The sequence below is a fragment of the Pseudomonas flavocrustae genome (assembly GCF_029872515.1).
In the GTDB taxonomy this organism is placed as follows: Bacteria; Pseudomonadota; Gammaproteobacteria; order Pseudomonadales; family Pseudomonadaceae; genus Chryseomonas; species Chryseomonas aestiva.
On the sequence record NZ_JAPDIQ010000002.1, the window covers coordinates 286,210 to 304,637 of the forward strand.

At 66.9% G+C, this 18,428-nt stretch carries 19 protein-coding genes and 1 pseudogene; 10 read left to right on the forward strand and 10 right to left on the reverse strand.

Features of this window, described 5'->3' with window-relative positions:
• Window positions 1-165: 165 nt before the first annotated feature.
• Window positions 166-537 carry a YkgJ family cysteine cluster protein gene (locus tag OMP44_RS05995; RefSeq protein WP_273861139.1) on the reverse strand — a complete coding sequence of 124 codons (372 nt, stop codon included), beginning with the start codon at window positions 535-537 and terminating at the stop codon, window positions 166-168.
• A gap of 106 nt (window positions 538-643) precedes the next feature.
• A complete protein-coding gene (locus OMP44_RS06000; protein ID WP_187978918.1) occupies window positions 644-1,552 on the reverse strand; it encodes a LysR family transcriptional regulator in 909 nt (302 codons plus the stop codon).
• Between the two features lie 102 nt (window positions 1,553-1,654).
• Between OMP44_RS06000 and OMP44_RS06005 the strand changes: the two genes are divergently transcribed.
• Both OMP44_RS06005 and OMP44_RS06010 read left to right on the forward strand, forming a co-directional pair.
• On the forward strand, window positions 1,655-2,053 hold the full coding sequence (locus OMP44_RS06005) for a DoxX family protein (protein ID WP_273861138.1): 399 nt from the start codon (window positions 1,655-1,657) through the stop codon (window positions 2,051-2,053).
• Between the two features lie 22 nt (window positions 2,054-2,075).
• Window positions 2,076-2,852: a DODA-type extradiol aromatic ring-opening family dioxygenase gene (locus OMP44_RS06010; protein ID WP_280306978.1), complete on the forward strand. Its 777-nt coding sequence runs from the start codon at window positions 2,076-2,078 to the stop codon at window positions 2,850-2,852.
• A 70-nt stretch (window positions 2,853-2,922) separates the two neighbouring features.
• Here the strand turns inward: OMP44_RS06010 and OMP44_RS06015 are convergent, their stop codons facing one another.
• The gene (locus OMP44_RS06015; protein ID WP_187978921.1) at window positions 2,923-3,516 is read right to left on the reverse strand and encodes a Yip1 family protein; all 594 of its coding nucleotides are present in this window, start codon (window positions 3,514-3,516) and stop codon (window positions 2,923-2,925) included.
• 292 nt (window positions 3,517-3,808) lie between these two features.
• Here OMP44_RS06015 and hpxO point away from each other — a divergent pair, with 292 nt between their 5' ends.
• The 3 genes from hpxO (at window position 3,809) to OMP44_RS06030 (ending at window position 6,885) form a co-directional block, all read left to right on the forward strand.
• On the forward strand, window positions 3,809-4,966 hold the full coding sequence (gene hpxO, locus OMP44_RS06020) for an FAD-dependent urate hydroxylase HpxO (RefSeq protein ID WP_280306980.1): 1,158 nt from the start codon (window positions 3,809-3,811) through the stop codon (window positions 4,964-4,966).
• Between the two features lie 75 nt (window positions 4,967-5,041).
• Window positions 5,042-6,055 (forward strand): ABC transporter substrate-binding protein, encoded by a 1,014-nt coding sequence (locus OMP44_RS06025; RefSeq protein WP_133859490.1) that lies wholly within the window; start codon window positions 5,042-5,044, stop codon window positions 6,053-6,055.
• Window positions 6,056-6,102: 47 nt separating this feature from the next.
• Window positions 6,103-6,885 carry a phosphate/phosphite/phosphonate ABC transporter substrate-binding protein gene (locus tag OMP44_RS06030; protein WP_280306982.1) on the forward strand — a complete coding sequence of 261 codons (783 nt, stop codon included), beginning with the start codon at window positions 6,103-6,105 and terminating at the stop codon, window positions 6,883-6,885.
• Window positions 6,886-7,062: 177 nt separating this feature from the next.
• Here the strand turns inward: OMP44_RS06030 and OMP44_RS06035 are convergent, their stop codons facing one another.
• Window positions 7,063-7,899: an MBL fold metallo-hydrolase gene (locus tag OMP44_RS06035; RefSeq protein WP_133859488.1), complete on the reverse strand. Its 837-nt coding sequence runs from the start codon at window positions 7,897-7,899 to the stop codon at window positions 7,063-7,065.
• 284 nt (window positions 7,900-8,183) lie between these two features.
• On the opposite strand from OMP44_RS06035, the gene OMP44_RS06040 reads away from it, so the two are divergent.
• The 5 genes from OMP44_RS06040 to OMP44_RS06060 all read left to right on the forward strand — a co-directional run bounded on the left by OMP44_RS06040 (window position 8,184) and on the right by OMP44_RS06060 (window position 12,029).
• Window positions 8,184-9,143, forward strand: a complete 960-nt coding sequence (locus OMP44_RS06040; RefSeq protein WP_187978924.1) for an ABC transporter substrate-binding protein — start codon at window positions 8,184-8,186, stop codon at window positions 9,141-9,143.
• A gap of 1 nt (window position 9,144) precedes the next feature.
• Window positions 9,145-9,996: an ABC transporter permease gene (locus tag OMP44_RS06045; protein WP_133859486.1), complete on the forward strand. Its 852-nt coding sequence runs from the start codon at window positions 9,145-9,147 to the stop codon at window positions 9,994-9,996.
• Complete coding sequence (locus OMP44_RS06050; RefSeq protein ID WP_133859485.1) at window positions 9,993-10,808, forward strand: quaternary amine ABC transporter ATP-binding protein; 816 nt, start codon at window positions 9,993-9,995, stop codon at window positions 10,806-10,808. Before OMP44_RS06045 ends, OMP44_RS06050 begins: the two co-directional genes overlap by 4 nt.
• A 111-nt stretch (window positions 10,809-10,919) precedes the next feature.
• The gene (locus OMP44_RS06055; RefSeq protein WP_158896822.1) at window positions 10,920-11,672 is read left to right on the forward strand and encodes a TerC family protein; all 753 of its coding nucleotides are present in this window, start codon (window positions 10,920-10,922) and stop codon (window positions 11,670-11,672) included.
• Between the two features lie 132 nt (window positions 11,673-11,804).
• On the forward strand, window positions 11,805-12,029 hold the full coding sequence (locus OMP44_RS06060; protein ID WP_059314350.1) for a hypothetical protein: 225 nt from the start codon (window positions 11,805-11,807) through the stop codon (window positions 12,027-12,029).
• A gap of 56 nt (window positions 12,030-12,085) precedes the next feature.
• Here the strand turns inward: OMP44_RS06060 and OMP44_RS06065 are convergent.
• The 6 genes and pseudogenes from OMP44_RS06065 to OMP44_RS06090 form a co-directional block, all read right to left on the reverse strand.
• A pseudogene (locus OMP44_RS06065) lies at window positions 12,086-13,507 on the reverse strand (short-chain fatty acid transporter).
• Between the two features lie 127 nt (window positions 13,508-13,634).
• Entirely contained in the window at window positions 13,635-14,816 is a 1,182-nt protein-coding gene (locus OMP44_RS06070) for an acetyl-CoA C-acetyltransferase (protein ID WP_280306984.1), read from the reverse strand.
• 13 nt (window positions 14,817-14,829) lie between these two features.
• Entirely contained in the window at window positions 14,830-15,456 is a 627-nt protein-coding gene (locus OMP44_RS06075; protein WP_187978927.1) for a CoA transferase subunit B, read from the reverse strand.
• Window position 15,457: 1 nt separating this feature from the next.
• Window positions 15,458-16,159 carry a CoA transferase subunit A gene (locus OMP44_RS06080; protein WP_133859480.1) on the reverse strand — a complete coding sequence of 234 codons (702 nt, stop codon included), beginning with the start codon at window positions 16,157-16,159 and terminating at the stop codon, window positions 15,458-15,460.
• Window positions 16,160-16,178: 19 nt separating this feature from the next.
• On the reverse strand, window positions 16,179-16,931 hold the full coding sequence (locus tag OMP44_RS06085; protein WP_059314355.1) for a 3-hydroxybutyrate dehydrogenase: 753 nt from the start codon (window positions 16,929-16,931) through the stop codon (window positions 16,179-16,181).
• Window positions 16,932-16,941: 10 nt separating this feature from the next.
• A complete protein-coding gene (locus tag OMP44_RS06090; RefSeq protein WP_158896688.1) occupies window positions 16,942-18,336 on the reverse strand; it encodes a GntP family permease in 1,395 nt (464 codons plus the stop codon).
• Between the last annotated feature and the right edge of the window lie 92 nt (window positions 18,337-18,428).

Below are 18,428 nucleotides of genomic sequence, written 5' to 3' on the forward strand. Positions count from 1 at the left end.
TTTCCTCTAGTCGCTGAACGAAAAGTCGCCGAGCGATGGTGAGGCGAGGCGAAAAACCTTGAGGAAGCGGAGTTTACGAGTGGTAAATGAGCATTCCGACCGGGCTGGCGATCCAGAGGTTTTTCAACGAAGCATCACCGAGCGCAGGCAGTTTTCCTACAGTGCCTAAGCTACGCGGTCGGGCGAGATATGCGGCTGCAACGGTGGCGTCAGGGGCGGCAGGCCATAGGCCGCACGGGCGGCATCGCAGTGCGGATTGGCTTCGCCGTACTCCCAGGCGGCGGTGAACTCGCGGCAGGTGCTGGAACGGTTTTCATAGACGGTGCAGCGCGTGCCGCAGCCCACCTCGCCGAGCAGGGCCGCACAGCGTACCGGCTTCTGCTCGGTGCCCTGCATGGCCACCAGGTGCGGGCTGATCGCGACGGTCAGGTAGTCGGGCACCAGGCCGCCTGCCGACTGGCATTCGCCCCAATAGAAAGACACGCGAAAATGGGCGCAGCAGGCGCCACAGCTGAGGCAGGGATTCTCGGTCGACATGGACGACAGCCATCGTAGGAACCGGCAGGGCCGGCGGGACAGGCACGGATTCTAGGCAAGCCCCGTGAGGCTGCGAAGCCCCCTCCAACGACCGTTCGGCGGCGACCTACGGCAGTCTTTTCAGGTGCTCGGGCGTGACCAGATGTCGCTGCAGCCAGGCAATGAACAGCCGCACCTTGGCCGGCACCAGGCGCCGATGGGGATAGAGGGCGTGGATGGCGATGGCCTGGGTGTACCAGGGGGCGAACAGTCGCTCCAGGCGACCCGCCGCCAGGTCATCGCCCACCAGGAAATCCGGCTGGCGAATGATGCCGTGGCCGTCCAGCGCCGCCTGGTGGAGGACGCTGCCATTGTTGGCGCGCAGTGGACCGCTGACCTTGACCTGCAGGCGCTCCCCCTCACGCTGGAATTCCCAGAGATCGCCATCGCTGGCGTAGCTGTAGAGCAGGCAACGATGCTCACGCAAGGCGGTGGGATGCTCGGGGCGACCATGGCGCTGCAAATAGGCGGGTGCGGCACAGATGAACAGCTCGACCGCTCCCAGGGGCTGCGCCACCAGACTGGAGTCGCTGAGGTCGCCGATGCGCACGGCCAGATCGAAGCCTTCCTCGACCAGGCGCACCTGGCGATCGCTCAGCTCCAGATCGATGGCGACCTCGGGATATTCATGCAGGAAGCTACTCACCAGCGGCGCCAGGTGACGTACGCCAAAGGTGAGGGGCGCACTGACCCTGAGCCGCCCCTGGGGCCGCTCGTGGCCTTCCTGCAGGCGCTGCTCGAGGGCCTCCAGATCACCGAGCAGCGGGACCAGTCCTTCATGCAGCGTACGCCCGGCCTCGGTCAGGCTCAGGGTGCGGGTGGTGCGTTGCAGCAGCCGAGTGCCGTAGTGGCGCTCCAGGGCCGCCAGGTGCTTGGTAAGCGCCGAGCGCGACAGCTCCAGCCGCTCCGCCGCGGCGGTCAGGCTGCCCAGTTCGACGATCTTGATGAAGGCCTGCAAGGCTCTCAGAGTGTCCAAGGATTGTTTCCATAGCGTGCACAGTTCATTCCCAGGGTGCGCCTTTATTCGCGTGCTGGAAACAGGACAATAGCGTCATCCTTCCTCCGTTCGAGAATCAGCATGACCGACCGTACTGCATCCTATGCCCCGCTGTTGCTGCGCCTGGCCCTGGGCGCCATGTTCCTGGCCCACGGCCTGACCAAGCTGCTGGTGTTCACCCTGCCGGGCACGGCGGCTTTCTTCGCCTCGGTGGGCTTTCCCGGCTGGCTGGCCTATCCGGTCACCTTCTTCGAGCTGGGCGCGGGCGTACTCCTGATCCTCGGCGCCTGGGTGCGTCCGGTCGCGGCAGTCGCCGCCGTCCAACTGTTCGCGGCCGCGACGGTCCATTTCGGCAACGGCTGGTCCTTCTCCAATCCCCATGGCGGCTGGGAATATCCGGTCTTTCTCGCCGTGACCGCCGCCGCCCTGGCACTGCTGGGCGCTGGCCAGCTCTCCTGGGATGCCCGCAAGCGTTCCTGAACCCTGCTCAGAGGTCGCCACCATGTCGCTTCCCACCCTGTTCGTTTCTCACGGTTCGCCCATGGAGGCGCTCGACGCCGGCGCGGCGGGAACGGCCTGGCGCGACCTGGGACGGTCGCTGCCGACCCCGGCCGCCATCGTTGTGGTCTCGGCGCACTTCGATACCCGGGTTCCGCTGTTCGGCAGCGCCAAGCGGCCGGCTACCGTCCATGACTTCTATGGCTTTCCCGAGGCCCTCTACCACCTGGACTATCCCGCGCCTGGCGCTCCGGCCCTGGCCGAGCAGCTGGCGCAAGGGCTACGTGATCAGGGCTGGGAGGCCGAGACGGGCGAGCAAGGACTGGATCATGGCGCCTGGGTGCCGCTGCGCTATCTCTATCCCGACGCTCGGATCCCCGTGGTGCCGCTGTCGATGAGCGCTGCCCGCGGGCCGGACTACCACTATGCCCTGGGCCAGGCGCTGGCCAGGGTGCTACCGGCGGACACCCTGCTGATCGGCTCGGGCAGCCTGACCCACAATCTCGGTGATTTCCGCCGTGGCGGCGCCGACTCCCCCAGCTATGTGCGGGACTTCCAGCAATGGATGCAGACCCGCCTGCGCGAGCGGGACCTGGACGCCTTGCTCGATTACCGACGTCAGGCGCCGCAGGCCCGCCAGGCCCATCCCACCGACGAGCACCTGTTGCCGCTGTTCGTCGCCCTGGGCGCGGCCGACCCCGAGGGCACCTTCAGCGTCCATCACGACGGCATCGCCCATCGCATCCTGGCCATGGATCTCTACGGCTTTTCCCGTCACTAGCCGTTCGCCAACAAAAAGCCCGGAGCGGTAACGCATCCGGGCTTTTTGCTAACGGCAGTGTGACGTTCGATCAGCCGAACAGCTTGGGACCATAGCCCCACATCAGAACCGTGGTCGCCATCAGCACCTCCAGCACCAGCACCCCGATGGCCAGGGTGGAACCGGACATGATGAAGCCTTCCCGCTGGTCGATATTGAGGAAGGAGGGGATACCCGTATAGAGCAGGTAGGCCGAATAGGCCAGGCCGACGATCCCGGCGATGGCGCACAGCCACACCAGCGGATAGAAGCCCACCAGACCGCTCAGCAGCATGGGCGTGGCCACGTAGCCGGCGAAGAGGATGCAGCGGTTGGCACTGGGCCGATCCGGATAGCGCCGCGCCAGCCAGTGAATCACATGCCCCATGGCTACGACGGCCGCCATGATCAGCGCATAGCTGATGACCGCCAGGACCACCGCCGTGGGTATGTCCAGCACATGGGCTTCACCGCCGCCGAAGCGCCAGCCGAAGGTGGTGGTCCCTACCAGGGAAGCGACGACGGGAATGGCCGCCAGGAAGGCGACATGATGGGCGAAGAAGTGTCCGACCGTTTCCCCTTCGCGACGGATCTGTTGCCACTCGCGATCGGGATGGGCCAGCAGGCCCCAGACATGATTGATCATGATCCTGCTCCTCACCCGCTGTGGTCGCCGCAAGCGGGCCTCTATGGATGGCGAACGCTGGGTAAAACGCGACTGGCGACTACCTTAGGAGTATAGAAGAGGTCTGGAATGCGTCATGCGAGCCGACGAAGGGCAGCTTGCCTGCAGACGAAGCGACTAATGGTGCACAGAGCACCAGGCTGGTGCGTTTCCTGGCCTCTGCTGTCCGGCCAGCGCCCGGAAGGCAATACCTGACCACTTGGACAGGAAATTGCTTGTTCAGGGTATCTGTTACCGCCAAACGAGGCCTGTCATGCCATCTCTCGACATCATCATCGCCGGCGCCGGCATGGGCGGTCTCACCGCCGCCCTGGCGTTGCAGCAGGCCGGGCACCGGGTCCGCCTGTTCGAGCGCGCGCAGGATCTCGCCCCCATCGGTGCGGCCATTTCCATCTGGCCCAACGGCGTCAAGGTACTCGAACACCTGGGGCTCGGGTCCGCTATCGCCGCGGTCAGCGGTGACATGCAGACCATGAGCTACCGGGACCACGAGGGACGGTTGCTTACCCAGTTCAGCCTGCTGCCTCTTTATACGGCCGTGGGCCGGCCAGCACGTCCCATCGCCCGTGCCCACCTGCAGCGACTGCTGCTGGAAGCCGTGGGCGCCGAGCGGGTGACCCTGGGTGTTGGTTGCGACGGCTTCGAGCAGGATGCGACCGGGGTGACCGTGCTCCTTGGCGACGGTCGGCGCGAACGGGCCGATCTGCTGATCGCTGCCGATGGAACCCACTCGCGCCTGCGGGAGCGGGTGGTGGACCAGGCCATCACCCGTGAGTATTGCGGCTACGTGAACTGGAACGGGCGGGTGAGGATCGCGCCGGAGCTGGCCGAGGCCCACGACTGGGCGCAATTCGTCGGGGCGCACCAGCGGGTTTCCCTGATGCCCATGGGCGGCGACGAATTCTATTTCTTTTTCGACGTACCCCTGCCCAAGGGCACACCCAACGACCGCGGCCGTTACCGCGCGGAGCTGGCCGAGCACTTCGCCGGCTGGGCGCCGCCGGTGCAGCGCCTCATCGAACGACTGGATCCCCAGGGCGTGGCCCGCGTGGAGATCCACGATACCCGGCCATTGCCGACCCTGGTGCAGGGCCGGGTGGCGCTCCTGGGCGATTCCGCCCATGCCATGGCCCCGGACCTGGGGCAGGGCGGTTGCCAGGCCATGGAGGATGCCTGGGTGCTGGTACGCTGCCTGGACGCCGAGGCCGATCCGCGCGTGGCCCTGCAGGCCTACGAGCAGGCCCGGCTGGAACGGGTCGCCGGCATCGTCGAGCGGGCGCGCAAGCGTTGCGAGATCACCCACGGCCACGAACCCCTGGCTACTCAGGCCTGGTACGCCGAGCTGGCCCGGGAAACCGGCGAGACGGTGATCGCCGGCCTGCGCAAGACCGCCGAGGGCGGTCCGCTGTGAAATAGCCCTGGCCCGCGGGGACGAATGGCAGTGCCGGGGGTCGAAAGGCCCACGTCCTCGTCGGAGAGTTAGCCCATGCGCCTGCGTCTCGCCCTGACCCTTGCCAGCCTTGCCATCACCCCGCTGGCCTTTGCCGCCGACGGCGGCTGTCCCTATCCGCAGACGGTGAAATTCGCCGGCCCCAACTGGGAGAGCGGCATGTTCACCACCGAGGTGCTGCGCCTGCTGGTGGAGAAGGGCTATGGCTGCCAGACCGACAGCGTGCCGGGCAACACCGTGACCCTGGAAAACGCCCTGGCGCAAAATGACATCCAGGTCACGGGCGAGCAGTGGGCCGGGCGCAGTCCGGCCTGGCGCGCGGCGGAAAAGGCCGGCAAGGTCTTTGCCGTCGGCGAGACGGTCAAGGGCGCTACCGAGGGCTGGTGGGTACCGGAATACCTGGTCAAGGGTGATCCCGCGCGGGGCATCCAGGCCAAGGCGCCGGACCTGAAGAGCGTCGCCGATCTGCCGCGCTACAAGGAGTTGTTCCGCGATCCGGAAGAGCCCGGCAAGGGTCGCTTCCTCAACTGCCCGACCGGCTGGACCTGCGAGATCGTCAACAGCCAGAAGCTCAAGGCCTACAAGCTGACCGACAGCTACACCAACTTCCGCACCGGTACCGGCCCCGCACTGGATGCGGCCATCGCTACCGCCATGCGTCGTGGCGAGCCGGTGCTCTTCTACTATTGGTCGCCGACCCCGCTGATGGGCCGCTACAAGCTGGTCCAGCTGGAAGAACCGCCGTTCAGCCAGAAGGCCTGGGATACCCTGTCGGATCCGAAGAATCCCGATCCGCTGCCGTCACGCTCCCTGCCGGCCAAGATCACCATCGGCGTCTCCCGCGACCTGCACGACAAGGCGCCGGCCCTGGTGGCGCTGTTCGAGAAGGTCGAATTCCCCCTCGACCAGTTCAACGGCATCCTCGCCGGCATGGCCGAGAAACGCGAAGACGCCCAGGTCGTGGCCAAGCGTTTCCTCAAGGAGCATCCGGAGGTCTGGACGTCCTGGCTGCCGGCGGAAAACGCCGAGCGGGTAAAGGCGGCGCTCTAGGCGCCTTGATTAGGGGATAATGGCGGTTTCCCGTGCTGGAGTCGCCCATGACCGTCGCCGCCCTCACCATGTACGTCGAGCCTGCCGAGGTGCGCGACGCCTATCGCCAGCTGGCCGAGGCCGTGGCGCTGCGCCTGGGCGAGACGCTCGACCCTGCGCCCGAGGAGCTGCCGGCGCTCTGGACGCATCCCGCGCTGCTGCTGGCCCAGACCTGCGGCTATCCCTGGGCGACCCGCCTGCGCGGCCAGGTGCGCCTGGTCGCGGCGCCGCGTTATCGCTTCGAGGGTTGCCAGGCGGCCGAGCACTGCGCCTTCATCCTGGTGCCCGAGACGCTGGAGGCGACCAGCCTGGCCGATCTGCGCGGCAAGCGTGTCGCCCTCAACGGCCTGGATTCCAATACCGGCATGAATCTGCTGCGCCACGCCGTGGCGCCCCTGGCCGAGCGTGCCCGCTTCTTCGGCGAGATGATCGTCAGCGAAAGCCACGCCAACAGTCTGGCGCTGTTGCAGCAGGGGCACGCCGATGTGGCGGCGGTGGATGCCGTGACCTATGGCTATCTGCAACGCGCCCAGCCCGCGCGGGTCGCCGGTCTGCGCCTGCTGCAACGCACGCGTACCAGCCCGGCACTGCCCTTCATCACCGCCGCCAGTCGTTCGGACGCGGAAGTGCAGGCCTTGCGCACGGCCCTGAACGACAGCCTGGCCGCCGATCCTGCGTTGGCCGACATCCTTGCCCTCGACGGTGTCACGGCCGTGGAAGAGGCGACTTATCTACCCCTGCTGGATTGGCGCCGGGAGGCGGTGGAGCAGGGTTACCCAGTGATTGCCTAGGTTGGGTTGAGACGGCTTTACCGTCGAAGCCCAACACGGGGGCTTGGCCCTGTTGGGCTTCGCTGCGCTACGGGTCCCGACCCTGGCGTAGGGTGGGTTGAGACAGCTTTATCGTCGAAGCCCAACATCGAGGAGCTCGGCCTAGGTCCTGTTGAGCTTCGCCGTGCTCAGCGCAGCCTACGCCCGCTCACCCTCCTGCAACCGCTTTAACTCCACTAGATCATGGCTGCAGAACAGCGTCAGCCCCAGGTCCTGGCGCAGGGAAAGTTCGCGCAGGCGCGCCTGGTTGTCCAGGCGGCTGGCGCGGTCGGCTTCCATCAGGCGCTGGTAGAACCTCAGGCCCGGTGTGCAGTGACGTTCGGGCTGGCGCATCTCGTCGCGATAGAAATAGGCGTCGCCGGCGTGCAGCAACCAGCCTCCGTCGTGCTGGATGGCAATACCGGCATGACCCGGGGTATGGCCGGGCAGCGGGATCATCAGAATCTCCGGCGGCAGCCCAGGCAGGTCACGCACGCTGGCGAAGCCATTCCACCGCTCGCCCTGGGGTTCATGGAAATGCCAGTGGCGAATGCCTTGCCACTGTGCCGGACGGTAGCGGCGTCGACCGATGAAGCCATGGCGCTGCCGCTGCGCATCCCACTCGCGCTGCAGGACATGGACCTGGGCCTGGGGAAAGTCGTCCAGGCCGCCGGCGTGGTCGAAATCCAGATGGGTGAGCACGATATGGCGGACGTCGCCCGGACGAAAACCCAGGCGGCGGAGCTGCGCCAGGGCGCTGAGTTCGGGATCGTACTGGATGCGATTCATCAGCCGGAAGAACGGACTCAGCCGCCGGCCGCGTTCCCTGAGATCGGCTTCGCCAAAGCCGGTATCCACCAGCACCAGGCCGTCCCGGTCGGTTTCCACCAGCAGGCAATGACAGGCGAGGTGGGCGGCAAGGCCATGGCTGAAACCGTCGTACAGTGCCCCACCCAGGGGGCACATGCAGCCGCAGTTGAGGTGATGGATACGCATGATCGGCTCCGCGAGGGTGACCTCCGGTAGAAGAGGCGAGCGCGTGCAAAGTTCGAGCGCAGCGGTCGTCCGTGCGAGTGTCATTGCGGCGAGGGAGAGGTCGACGGGTCTGGGTGGCGCCGCTTGATCGACCAGAGCACGACGCTGTGTTCAGCGCCCGCGAGCCTCACAGGGGCGGCCCCAAGCGCTCTGGCTGAACCCTGAGCCCGCGGCGCTGACCAAGGTAGGATCGCCAGCGGAACGGCTCTGCCGCCCTGGCCCTCCCAGTGCAGACGGAGTCACCCATGCCCACAGCCTTTCCCCGCCGTTCCCTCCTGGCCGCCGGCCTCTCCCTTGGCCTGCTCGCCGCCGGCACCGCCCAGGCCGACAGCTGGTGCGCCAGCAAGCCGGTGAAGTTCGCCGGGGTGAACTGGGAGAGCGGCATGCTGCTCTCCGAATTGATGGGCTTCGTCCTGCAGCACGGCTATGACTGCAAGGTGGACAGCATCCCCGGCAACTCCATCACCCTGGAGCAGGCCCTGGGCAACAACGACATCCAGGTGTTCGCCGAGGAGTGGATAGGCCGCAGCGAGGCCTGGAACAAGGCCGCCGCCGCTGGCAAGGTGGTCGGCGTGGGCGCTCCTATAGAAGGTGCCACCGAAGGCTGGTACGTGCCACGCTATCTGGTGGAAGGCGAGGGCGCCAAGGCCCCCAACCTGAAGAGCATCGCCGACCTGGGTCAGTACGCCGAGCTGTTCCGTGATCCGGAAGAACCGGGCAAGGGCCGCTTCTACAATTGCCCGGCCGGCTGGACCTGCGAACTGGAAAACACCCAGATGCTGCAGAGCTACGGCCTGAGCGACAAATACACCAACTTCCGCCCGGGTACTGGACCGGCGCTGGATGCGGCCATCGTCTCGGCCACCCGGCGCAAGCAGCCGATCCTGACCTACTACTGGTCGCCGACGCCGCTGCTGGGCCGAGTCGACATGGTGCAGCTCAAGCCCCGTGACGGCGAAGCCAAGCGCATCCAGGTGCAGGCCGGCCTCTCCAAGCCTTTCCACGACGGCGCCCCCGAGCTGGTGGCCGTGCTGAGTCGAGTCAACGTACCCATCGAACTGCTCAACCGCACCCTGGCCGAGCAGGCCGAAGCCAAGCAGGACGCCCCCGCCGCGGCCAAGGCGCTGCTCAAGGCCCATCCCGAACTGTGGCAGGCCTGGGTGACCGACGCCGCGGCGCGCAGCAAGATCCAGGCGGCGCTCTAGGATGTTTCCCGAAGGTCTGACCTTTTCCTTCGCCGACGCCGTCAATCGCGGTGTCGACTGGCTGGTGACCCGCTACGGCGACGTCTTCCGGACCATCTCCGACACCCTGCTGCAGGCCATCGTCTGGCTTGAAGGCCTGCTGCGCGGCACCCCCTGGTGGGCGCTGCTGCTGATCGTCGCGGCCCTGGCCGCCCATGCCACCCGACGAGTGTTGCCGACCCTGCTGATCACCGGACTGCTGTTCCTGGTCGGCGCCCTGGGGCTGTGGGACAAGCTGATGCAGACCCTGGCCTTGGTGCTGGTGGCCACCGCCATCGCGGTGATCATCGGCATCCCCCTGGGCATTCTCTGCGCTCGTAGCGCCCGTCTGCGTCTGGTGCTGATGCCACTACTGGACATCATGCAGACCATGCCCAGCTTCGTGTACCTGATCCCGGTGCTGATGCTGTTCGGCCTGGGCAAGGTGCCGGCGATCTTCGCCACGGTGATCTATGCCGCGCCGCCGCTGATCCGCCTCACCGACCTGGGCATCCGCCAGGTCGATCGCGAGGTCATGGAGGCTGTCAACGCCTTTGGCGCCAGTCGCTGGCAGCAGCTGTTCGGCGTGCAGCTGCCGCTGGCGCTGCCAAGCATCATGGCCGGCATCAACCAGACCACCATGATGGCGCTGTCCATGGTGGTGATCGCCTCCATGATCGGCGCCCGGGGTCTTGGTGAAGAGGTGCTGGTGGGCATCCAGACCCTGGACGTGGGCAAGGGCCTGCAGGCGGGACTGGCCATCGTCATTCTCGCCGTGGTCATCGACCGCATCACCCAGGCCTATGGCCGCCAGCGCCACGAGGTGGAGCGATGAAGATCGTCGTCGAGCGGGTCTCCAAGATCTTCGGCAAACGCGAGCAGGCTGCCCTGGCCCTGCTCCGCGAGGGGCACGACAAGGCCGACATCCTCGCCCGCACGGGTTGCGTGGTGGGGGTGGACGATCTGTCCCTGGAAATCGCCGAAGGCGAGATCTTCGTCATCATGGGCCTCTCCGGTTCCGGCAAATCGACCCTGGTGCGCCACTTCAATCGGCTGATCGATCCGAGCAGCGGGCGCATCCTCATCGATGGCCAGGACATCCTGCAACTGCCGCTGCCGGCGCTGCGCGAATTGCGCCGCCAGCGCATCAGCATGGTGTTCCAGAGCTTTGGCCTGCTGCCCCATCGGCGGGTGCTGGACAACGTCGCCTACGGCCTCAAGGTGCGGGGCGAGCCCAAGGCGGTCTGTCGCGAACGGGCGCTGCACTGGCTCGAGGTGGTGGGCCTGGCCGGCTACGAGCGCAAGTGGCCGCACCAGCTCTCCGGCGGCATGCGCCAGCGGGTCGGCCTGGCCCGTGCCCTGGCGGCGGATACCGAGATCATCCTGATGGACGAGGCCTTTTCCGCCCTCGATCCGCTGATCCGCGCCGAGATGCAGGAGCAACTGCTGGAGCTGCAACAGCGCCTGCACAAGACCATCGTCTTCATCACCCATGACCTGGACGAGGCACTGCGCCTGGGTAATCGCATCGCCATTCTGCGCGACGGTCGACTGGTGCAGGTGGGTACCCCCGCGGACATCCTCGGCCAGCCGGCCGACGACTACGTGGCGCGCTTCGTCCAGCGGCGTACCGCTGCGACAGTTTGAAACAATTGCGGCAGAGGCCTTCACGAGCATTTCACAGGCGCGAGGCTCTGATGGTGAGACCTGCGGCCTGACCCTGTCAGGCCTTTCTCTTCCCACTGGAACCGTGCCGCAATGGACTATCTGCTACAACTCGCCGCCGACCCGACCGTCTGGGCTGCCCTGGCCACCCTGATCGTGATGGAGGTGGTGCTGGGCATCGACAACCTCATCTTCATCTCCATCCTGACCAACAAGCTGCCCGCTCACCAGCAGCAGAAGGGCCGTCGCATCGGCATCAGCCTGGCGCTGATCCTGCGCCTGGGTCTGCTCGGCACCGTGGCCTGGATCGTCCAGCTTACCGAGCCGATCATTGAGGTCTTCGGCAAGAGCTTTTCCTGGAAGGACCTGATCCTCATCGCCGGTGGCCTGTTCCTGTTGTGGAAGGCGACCAAGGAGATCCATCACAACGTCGACCCCGAGCCCGACAGCGCCCTGACCAAGGGCGGCGAGACGGCGACCCTGGCGTTCGGCTCCGCCATCGTGCAGATCCTCTTGCTGGACCTGGTGTTCTCGGTGGACAGCATCATCACCGCCGTGGGCATGACCGAGCACCTGCCGGTGATGGTGATCGCGGTGGTGGTGGCGGTGACCGTCATGTTGCTGGCGGCCGATCCCCTGGCCAAGTTCATCGACAGGAACCCCACTGTCGTGATGCTGGCGTTGGGGTTCCTGATCATGATCGGCATGACCCTGATCGCCGAGGGTTTCGGCGCCCATGTGCCCAAGGGCTACATCTACGCGGCCATGGCCTTCTCGGCGCTGATCGAGGGCCTGAACATGCTGTCGCGGCGAGCCAAGCGTCGCCAGCAGGCTGCCGGCAAGTAAGGGCAGGGCGTGTCGGAAAAGGCCTTGTTACATTCCGGCACGCCTATTGCTAACAATAACTGGAAAGTCTAGGCACTATCGGTCAAGACCTTTGTCATAGCAGCGTCACACGTGAGGTTTATAACTGAAGTCATGAACATACAAGCCCAAGCCCAGAACGCCATGCATGCCCTCAGCGCCGCTTTCGCGCCGATGAGCTGCGTCATCGACGCCCCCAGCAAGCGGGGTTTTTCCTTCATCGTCGTCAACGAGCATGGCGTGGCCAAGCACACCCGCCGGATCTACCGCGACGAATACAGCACCCCGAGCCGCCTGCAGGCCATCATCGACAGTACCCGTCTGGCCATCGCCGGCTGAGATTCAGCCGGCTCCCGCTTTACCCCTCCCGCCTTACTTTCTGCGCCCCACCCGAGCTACGGGTGTACCGGCGGCAGATATGCCAACGTTCCCCCCAACAGCCACAGCAGCACCAGCACCAAGGGTGCATGGACCAGCAGCTGCACGAAGGAAAAGCCGACCAGGTCGCGCGCCTTCAGCCCCAGCACGCCCAGTAGCGGCAGCATGTAGAAGGGATTGATCAGATTCGGCAGTGCCTCGGCGGCGTTGTAGATCTGCACGGCCCAGCCCAGGTGATATTGCAGGTCGTTGGCTACCTGCATCACATAGGGCGCCTCGATGATCCACTTGCCCCCGCCCGAGGGGATGAAGAACCCCAGCAGCGCCGAATAGACCCCCATCAACAGGGCGTAGGTGTCGTGGGTGGCGATCTGGGTGAAGAACGCGGCGATATGGTGCGCCAGGGTCTGGCCGTCGGTGCCGTTGACCTTGGTCAGGATGGCGGCGATGGACCCGTACAGCGGGAACTGGATCAGCACCCCGGTGGTGGCCGGCACGGCCCGGGCCACGGCGTCGAGGAAGTGCCGCGGCCGCTAGTGCAGCAAGGCCCCCACGCTGATGAACAGCAGGTTGTAGGTGTTCAGCCCGGAGATGGCCTCGATGGCCGGCTTGCTGGCGAATTCCTGTACCAGCCAGCCGGCGGCCAGCAAGACCAGCAGCACGATCAGGATCGGACTGTATTCGAGCCATTCGCCCGGACGGGTTGGCTTGTCTGCGGCCTTGGGCGCCGGGGTGACTTCGACACCGCAGGCGCGTGCATCGCGCGCGCTGTCCGGTCCTGGCGCGGTGACATAGGCGATCACCGCCGAGACCACCAGCAACACCAGCAGCAGGGCGCCGGATTGCCAGAGGAACAGTGTCTGGCTGAAGGGGATCACCCCGGTGATGGCCAGGATCGATGGCGGCAGACTGGCCGGATTGGCCTGCAGCTGGGCCGCCGACGACGACAGGCCCAGCGCCCAGACCGCGCCCAGGCCCAGGTAGGCCGCGGCGCCAGCGGCGCGATAGTCCATCTTGAGTTCTTCGCGGCGGGCCAGGGCACGCACCAGCAGGCCGCCGAACACCAGGCTCAGGCCCCAGTTGAGCAGGGAGGCGAGCATGGCCACCAGGGCGACCCAGCACACCGCGCCGCGGCCGGTCCGGGGCACCCGCGCCAGGCGCTCGATCAGGCGCCCGGCCGGACCGGAACTGGCCACCACATAGCCGCCGATGACCACGAAGGCCATCTGCATGGTGAAGGGAATCAGACTCCAGAAACCGTCGCCAAAGGCCTTGGCGGTCTTGGCCGCGGGGGCGCCCATGCCGAGGGCGGCCAGGGCCACCACGGCCACGGCGAGCACGGCGAACACCCAGGAATCGGGAAACCAGCGCTCGGCCCAATTGGAACAGGCCAGGGCGAACCGCGCGCTGCGCGAATCGCGGGAAGGGGTTGAGCTCATGGTGGATCCTTTTGTTGTTGTTTTTTGTGGGAGTGTAGTGCGGGACGGTGATGCATTGATCGCGGCCATGGGCCGCTCCTACGGTGGTCTCCGGACCTGTAGGAGCGGCCCATGGCCGCGATAGGCTTTAACGCCGCTCCACCGCCAGGGCCACGCCCTGGCCACCGCCGATGCACAGGGTCGCCAAGCCACGCCGACCCTCCCGCCGACGCAACTCGTGCAGCAGGGTCACCAACACCCGGCAACCCGAGGCACCGATGGGATGGCCCAGGGCGATGGCGCCGCCGTTGACGTTGACCTTCTCGTCATCCCAGCCCAGCTCCTGACCCACGGCCAGGGCCTGGGCGGCGAAGGCTTCGTTGGCCTCGATCAGGTCCAGGTCGGCCAATTGCCAGCCGGCCTTTTCCAGGGTCTTGCGGGTGGCCGAGACCGGGCCGATGCCCATGATCGCCGGGTCCACTCCGGCGCTGGCGTAGGCGGCGACATGCGCCAGCGGTGTCAGACCCAGGGCGGCCGCCCTGGCCGCACTCATCACCAGCACCGCGGCGGCGCCGTCGTTGAGGCTGGAGGCGTTGCCAGCGGTGACGCTGCCGTCCTTGGCGAAGGCCGGACGCAGGCGCGCCAGTCCCTCGGCGGTGGTATCGGCGCGGATGCCCTCGTCGGTGTCGAACAGCAGCGGCTCGCCCTTGCGCTGGGGAATGGCCACCGGGGTGATCTCCTCGCGGAAGCGGCCGGATTCCACCGCTGCCGCGGCGTGCTGCTGGGAACGCGCGGCAAAGGCGTCCTGGGCCTCGCGGCTGAGCTGGTACTTCTGCACCAGGTTCTCCGCGGTCTGGCCCATGTGGTAGTCGTTGAAGGCATCCCACAGCCCATCGCTGAGCATGGAGTCGACCAGCTCGGCATGGCCCAGCCGCAGGCCGGTGCGTACCTTGGGCAGCACATAGGGCGCCAGGCTCATGTTCTCCATGCCGCCGGCGATGACGATCTCGGCGTCGCCGCAGCGGATCGCCTGGACCGCCAGCTGCACCGCCTTGAGGCCGGAGCCGCAGACCTTGTTCAGGGTCAGGGCCGACACTTCGTGGGGCAGGCCGGCCTTGACCGCTGCCTGGCGCGCCGGATTCTGGCCGGCGCCGGCGGTGAGCACCTGGCCGAGGATGACTTCATCCACCTGCGCCGGGGCCACGCCGGTCTGCTCCAGCAGGGCGCGGATGACGGTGGCGCCGAGCTCCACGGCGGGCACATTGGCCAGGGAGCCCTGGAAACTGCCGACCGCGGTGCGGGTGGCAGCGACGATGACGACGTCTTGCATGGCTGGGATCTCCTCAGGCCTGGATGGGGGCGCCGGTGGCGGCGCGCAGTTCATCGAGGCTGACGCCTTCGGCCAGCTCCACCAGCCGGAGACCGCCCTCGGTCACCTCCAGCACGGCCAGATCGGTGATGATCAGGTCGACCACGCCGACCCCGGTCAGCGGCAGGTCGCAAGCCGGCAGGATCTTGTGGGCGCCCTTGGCGGTATGCTCCATCAGCACCACCACGCGCTGCACCCCAGCCACCAGGTCCATGGCGCCGCCCATGCCCTTGACCATCTTGCCGGGGATCATCCAGTTGGCCAGGTCACCCTGGGCCGACACCTGCATGGCGCCGAGGATGGCCAGGTTGACGTGACCGCCGCGGATCATGCCGAAGCTGGCGGCGCTGTCGAAATAGCTGCTGCCGGGCAGGGCGGTGACGGTCTGCTTGCCGGCGTTGATCAGGTCCGGGTCGACCGTCTCGGTGGTGGGGAAGGGGCCGATGCCGAGCAGGCCGTTCTCCGACTGCAGCCAGACGTCCATGCCGGCGGGGATGTAGTTGGCGACGAGGGTCGGCAAGCCGATGCCAAGGTTGACGTAGAAGCCGTCCTGCAGCTCCCGGGCGGCGCGTTGCGCCATCTGTTCGCGGGTCCAGGCCATCTTACTTCTCCTCGCTCAGGGTGCGTTTCTCGATGCGTTTCTCGGGATTGGCGTTGACCACCAGGCGCTGCACGAAGATGCCGGGCAGGTGGATCTGGTCGGGGTCCAGCTCGCCGACTTCCACCAGCTCTTCCACCTCGGCGACGCAGACGCGACCGGCCATGGCGCACAGCGGATTGAAGTTGCGCGCGGTCTTGTTGAATACCAGATTGCCGGCCTTGTCGGCGCGTTGCGCCTTGACCAGGGCCACGTCGGCGGTCAGTGCCAGTTCCATGACATGCGGCTGGCCATTGAAGTCGCGGACCTCCTTGCCCTCGGCCACCAGGGTGCCGTAGCCGGTGCGGGTGTAGAACGCCGGGATGCCCGCGCCACCGGCGCGCAGCTTCTCGGCCAGGGTGCCCTGGGGGGTGAATTCCAGCTCCAGTTCGCCGGCCAGATACTGACGCTCGAATTCCTTGTTCTCGCCCACGTAGGAGGAAATCATCTTGCGGATCTGCCGGGTCTCCAGCAGCTGGCCGAGGCCGAAGCCGTCCACCCCGGCGTTGTTGCTGATGGCGGTCAGTTCGCGGGCGCCGGTGTCGCGCAGGGCGGCGATCAGCGCCTCGGGAATGCCGCAGAGACCGAAGCCGCCCACGGCCAGGGTGATGCCGTCGCCGACCAGCCCGTCGAGGGCGGCCGCGGCGTTGGGATAGAGCTTGTTCATGACGGAGATCCTCTTGTCGTTATTGAGCGGTCCAGCCGCCGTCCATGGTCCAGGCGGCGCCGCGCACCTGGGCGGCGGCGTCGCTGCACAGGAACAGCGCCAGCTCGCCCAGCTGGTCGGTGGTGACGAAATCCTGCGACGGCTGCTTTTCGCTGAGCAGGTCGCGACGTGCCTGATCCGGATCGCTGCCACGGCTGTCCAGTTGCTGCTGGATCAGCGGGGTGAGCACGAAACCTGGGCACAGTGCGTTGCAGGTGATGCCGGTGCGGGCGGTTTCCAGGGCGGTGACCTTGGTCAGACCCACCACGCCATGCTTGGCGGCGACATAGGCGGCCTTGCCGGTGGAGGCCACCAGGCCATGCACCGAGGAGATGTTGACGATGCGGCCCCAGTTGCCTTCGCGCATGCCCGGCAGCGCCAGACGGGTGGTGTGGAACACGGCCGAGAGATTGAGGGCAATCACCGCGTCCCAGCGCTCCACCGGAAAGTCCTCCACCGGCGCGACGTGCTGGATGCCGGCGTTGTTGACCAGGATGTCCACGCCGCCGAAGTCGCGTTTGGCGTAGGCGAAGAGGTCTTCGATCTCCTCCGGCCTGGACAGGTCGGCCCCGTGGAAACCCGAGCGACCGGGGAGGCTGGCCTGGGCCGCAGCGGGATCGCCGAAGCCGTTGAGGATGAGGGTGGCGCCAGCGGCGGCCAGGCGCTGGGCGATGCCCAGGCCGATGCCGCTGGTGGAGCCGGTGACCAGGGCGGTCTTGCCGGTGAGGTCCATGGTGGTCTCCTTAGACGAGGCCGGTCAGGTAGTAGAGGGCGATGACGAAGAACACCGCCACGGTCTTGATCAGGGTGATCTTGAACACGCCGCCATAGGCTTCGCGGTGGGTCAGGCCGGTCACCGCCAGCAGGGTGATCACCGCGCCGTTGTGCGGCAGGGTGTCCATGCCGCCACTGGCCATGGCCGCCACCCGGTGCAGGACTTCCAGGGGAATACCCGCGCCATTGGCGGCGGCGATGAAGGTGTCGCTCATGGCCGCCAGGGCGATGCTCATGCCGCCCGAGGCGGAACCGGTGATGCCGGCCAGCAGGGTCACGCTCACCGCCTCGTTGATCAGCGGATCGGGGATGGCCTTGAGGCCCTGGGCGAACAGCACGAAGCCGGGCAGGGCGGCGATCACCGCGCCGAAGCCGTATTCCGACGCCGTGTTCATCCCGGCCAGCAGGGCGCCGGAGACGGCGGTCTTGCTGCCTTCCGCCAGGCGCCCGCGGATGGCGCCGAAGCCGGTCGCCAGCACTAGCAGGATGCCCGCCAGCAGCGCGCCTTCGACCGCCCAGATACCGGTCAGCTTGGCCACCTCCTGGGTCACCGGCTTGGCCATGCCGGGCAGGGCCAGGTTATGGGTGGCGCCATACCAGTCGGGGATCCAGCGGGTCAGCAGCAGGTTGAGCACGCCTACCAGCACCAGCGGCGCCAGGGCCAGCCAGGGGTTGGGCAGCGGCAGGTCGGCGGCGGTCTCGGGCTCGTTGCGCAGCGGCACGCTGGCATAGCCCTCGCCACTGTTGCGGGCCTTGCGCCGGGCGCTGCCGAGGTAGGTCAGGCCAACGGCTATGACGAACAGCGAACCGGCCAGGCCCAGCCAGGGCGCGGCCCAGGCGGTGGTCTGGAAGAAGCTGGTGGGGATGATGTTCTGGATCTGCGGCGTGCCGGGCAGGGCATCCATGGTGAAGGAGAAGGCGCCCAGGGCGATGGTCGCCGGGATCAGCCGCTTGGGGATGTCGCTCTGGCGAAACATCTCGGCGGCGAAGGGATAGACCGCAAAGACCACCACGAACAGCGAGACGCCGCCATAGGTGAGCAGGGCGCAGACCGCGACGATCACCGGGATGGCCCGTTCGCGACCGAGCAGGCGGATGGCTGCGGCGACGATCGCGCGGGAAAAGCCCGACAGCTCGATCAGCTTGCCGAACAGGGCGCCCAGCATGAAAACCGGGAAGTAGAGCTTGAGAAAGCCCACCATCTTGTCCATGAACACCCCGGTGAAGGCGGGCGCCACGGCGGACGGATCGGTAAGCAGCACGGCGCCGAGGGCGGCGAGGGGGGCGAAGAGGATGACACTGAAACCCCGGTAGGCGGCGAACATCAGCAGCGCCAGGGCGGCGAGTGCAATCAGGACACTCATGGCTTCTCCTAGAGCTTCGCCTGGGGCGAAGCGGTTCTTGTTGTTATAAGGGCGATGCAGGAATCGCCCGAATGCAGGAGCCAGAACCGTGC

Coding starts and splice junctions, on each gene's coding strand:
- OMP44_RS05995 (WP_273861139.1), bottom strand. CDS start 537: ATGTCGACCGAGAATCCCTGCCTCAGCTGTGGCGCCTGCTGCGCCCAT.
- OMP44_RS06005 (WP_273861138.1), top strand. CDS start 1,655: ATGACCGACCGTACTGCATCCTATGCCCCGCTGTTGCTGCGCCTGGCC.
- OMP44_RS06010 (WP_280306978.1), top strand. CDS start 2,076: ATGTCGCTTCCCACCCTGTTCGTTTCTCACGGTTCGCCCATGGAGGCG.
- OMP44_RS06015 (WP_187978921.1), bottom strand. CDS start 3,516: ATGATCAATCATGTCTGGGGCCTGCTGGCCCATCCCGATCGCGAGTGG.
- hpxO (WP_280306980.1), top strand. CDS start 3,809: ATGCCATCTCTCGACATCATCATCGCCGGCGCCGGCATGGGCGGTCTC.
- OMP44_RS06025 (WP_133859490.1), top strand. CDS start 5,042: ATGCGCCTGCGTCTCGCCCTGACCCTTGCCAGCCTTGCCATCACCCCG.
- OMP44_RS06030 (WP_280306982.1), top strand. CDS start 6,103: ATGACCGTCGCCGCCCTCACCATGTACGTCGAGCCTGCCGAGGTGCGC.
- OMP44_RS06035 (WP_133859488.1), bottom strand. CDS start 7,899: ATGCGTATCCATCACCTCAACTGCGGCTGCATGTGCCCCCTGGGTGGG.
- OMP44_RS06040 (WP_187978924.1), top strand. CDS start 8,184: ATGCCCACAGCCTTTCCCCGCCGTTCCCTCCTGGCCGCCGGCCTCTCC.
- OMP44_RS06045 (WP_133859486.1), top strand. CDS start 9,145: ATGTTTCCCGAAGGTCTGACCTTTTCCTTCGCCGACGCCGTCAATCGC.
- OMP44_RS06050 (WP_133859485.1), top strand. CDS start 9,993: ATGAAGATCGTCGTCGAGCGGGTCTCCAAGATCTTCGGCAAACGCGAG.
- OMP44_RS06055 (WP_158896822.1), top strand. CDS start 10,920: ATGGACTATCTGCTACAACTCGCCGCCGACCCGACCGTCTGGGCTGCC.
- OMP44_RS06060 (WP_059314350.1), top strand. CDS start 11,805: ATGAACATACAAGCCCAAGCCCAGAACGCCATGCATGCCCTCAGCGCC.
- OMP44_RS06070 (WP_280306984.1), bottom strand. CDS start 14,816: ATGCAAGACGTCGTCATCGTCGCTGCCACCCGCACCGCGGTCGGCAGT.
- OMP44_RS06075 (WP_187978927.1), bottom strand. CDS start 15,456: ATGGCCTGGACCCGCGAACAGATGGCGCAACGCGCCGCCCGGGAGCTG.
- OMP44_RS06080 (WP_133859480.1), bottom strand. CDS start 16,159: ATGAACAAGCTCTATCCCAACGCCGCGGCCGCCCTCGACGGGCTGGTC.
- OMP44_RS06085 (WP_059314355.1), bottom strand. CDS start 16,931: ATGGACCTCACCGGCAAGACCGCCCTGGTCACCGGCTCCACCAGCGGC.
- OMP44_RS06090 (WP_158896688.1), bottom strand. CDS start 18,336: ATGAGTGTCCTGATTGCACTCGCCGCCCTGGCGCTGCTGATGTTCGCC.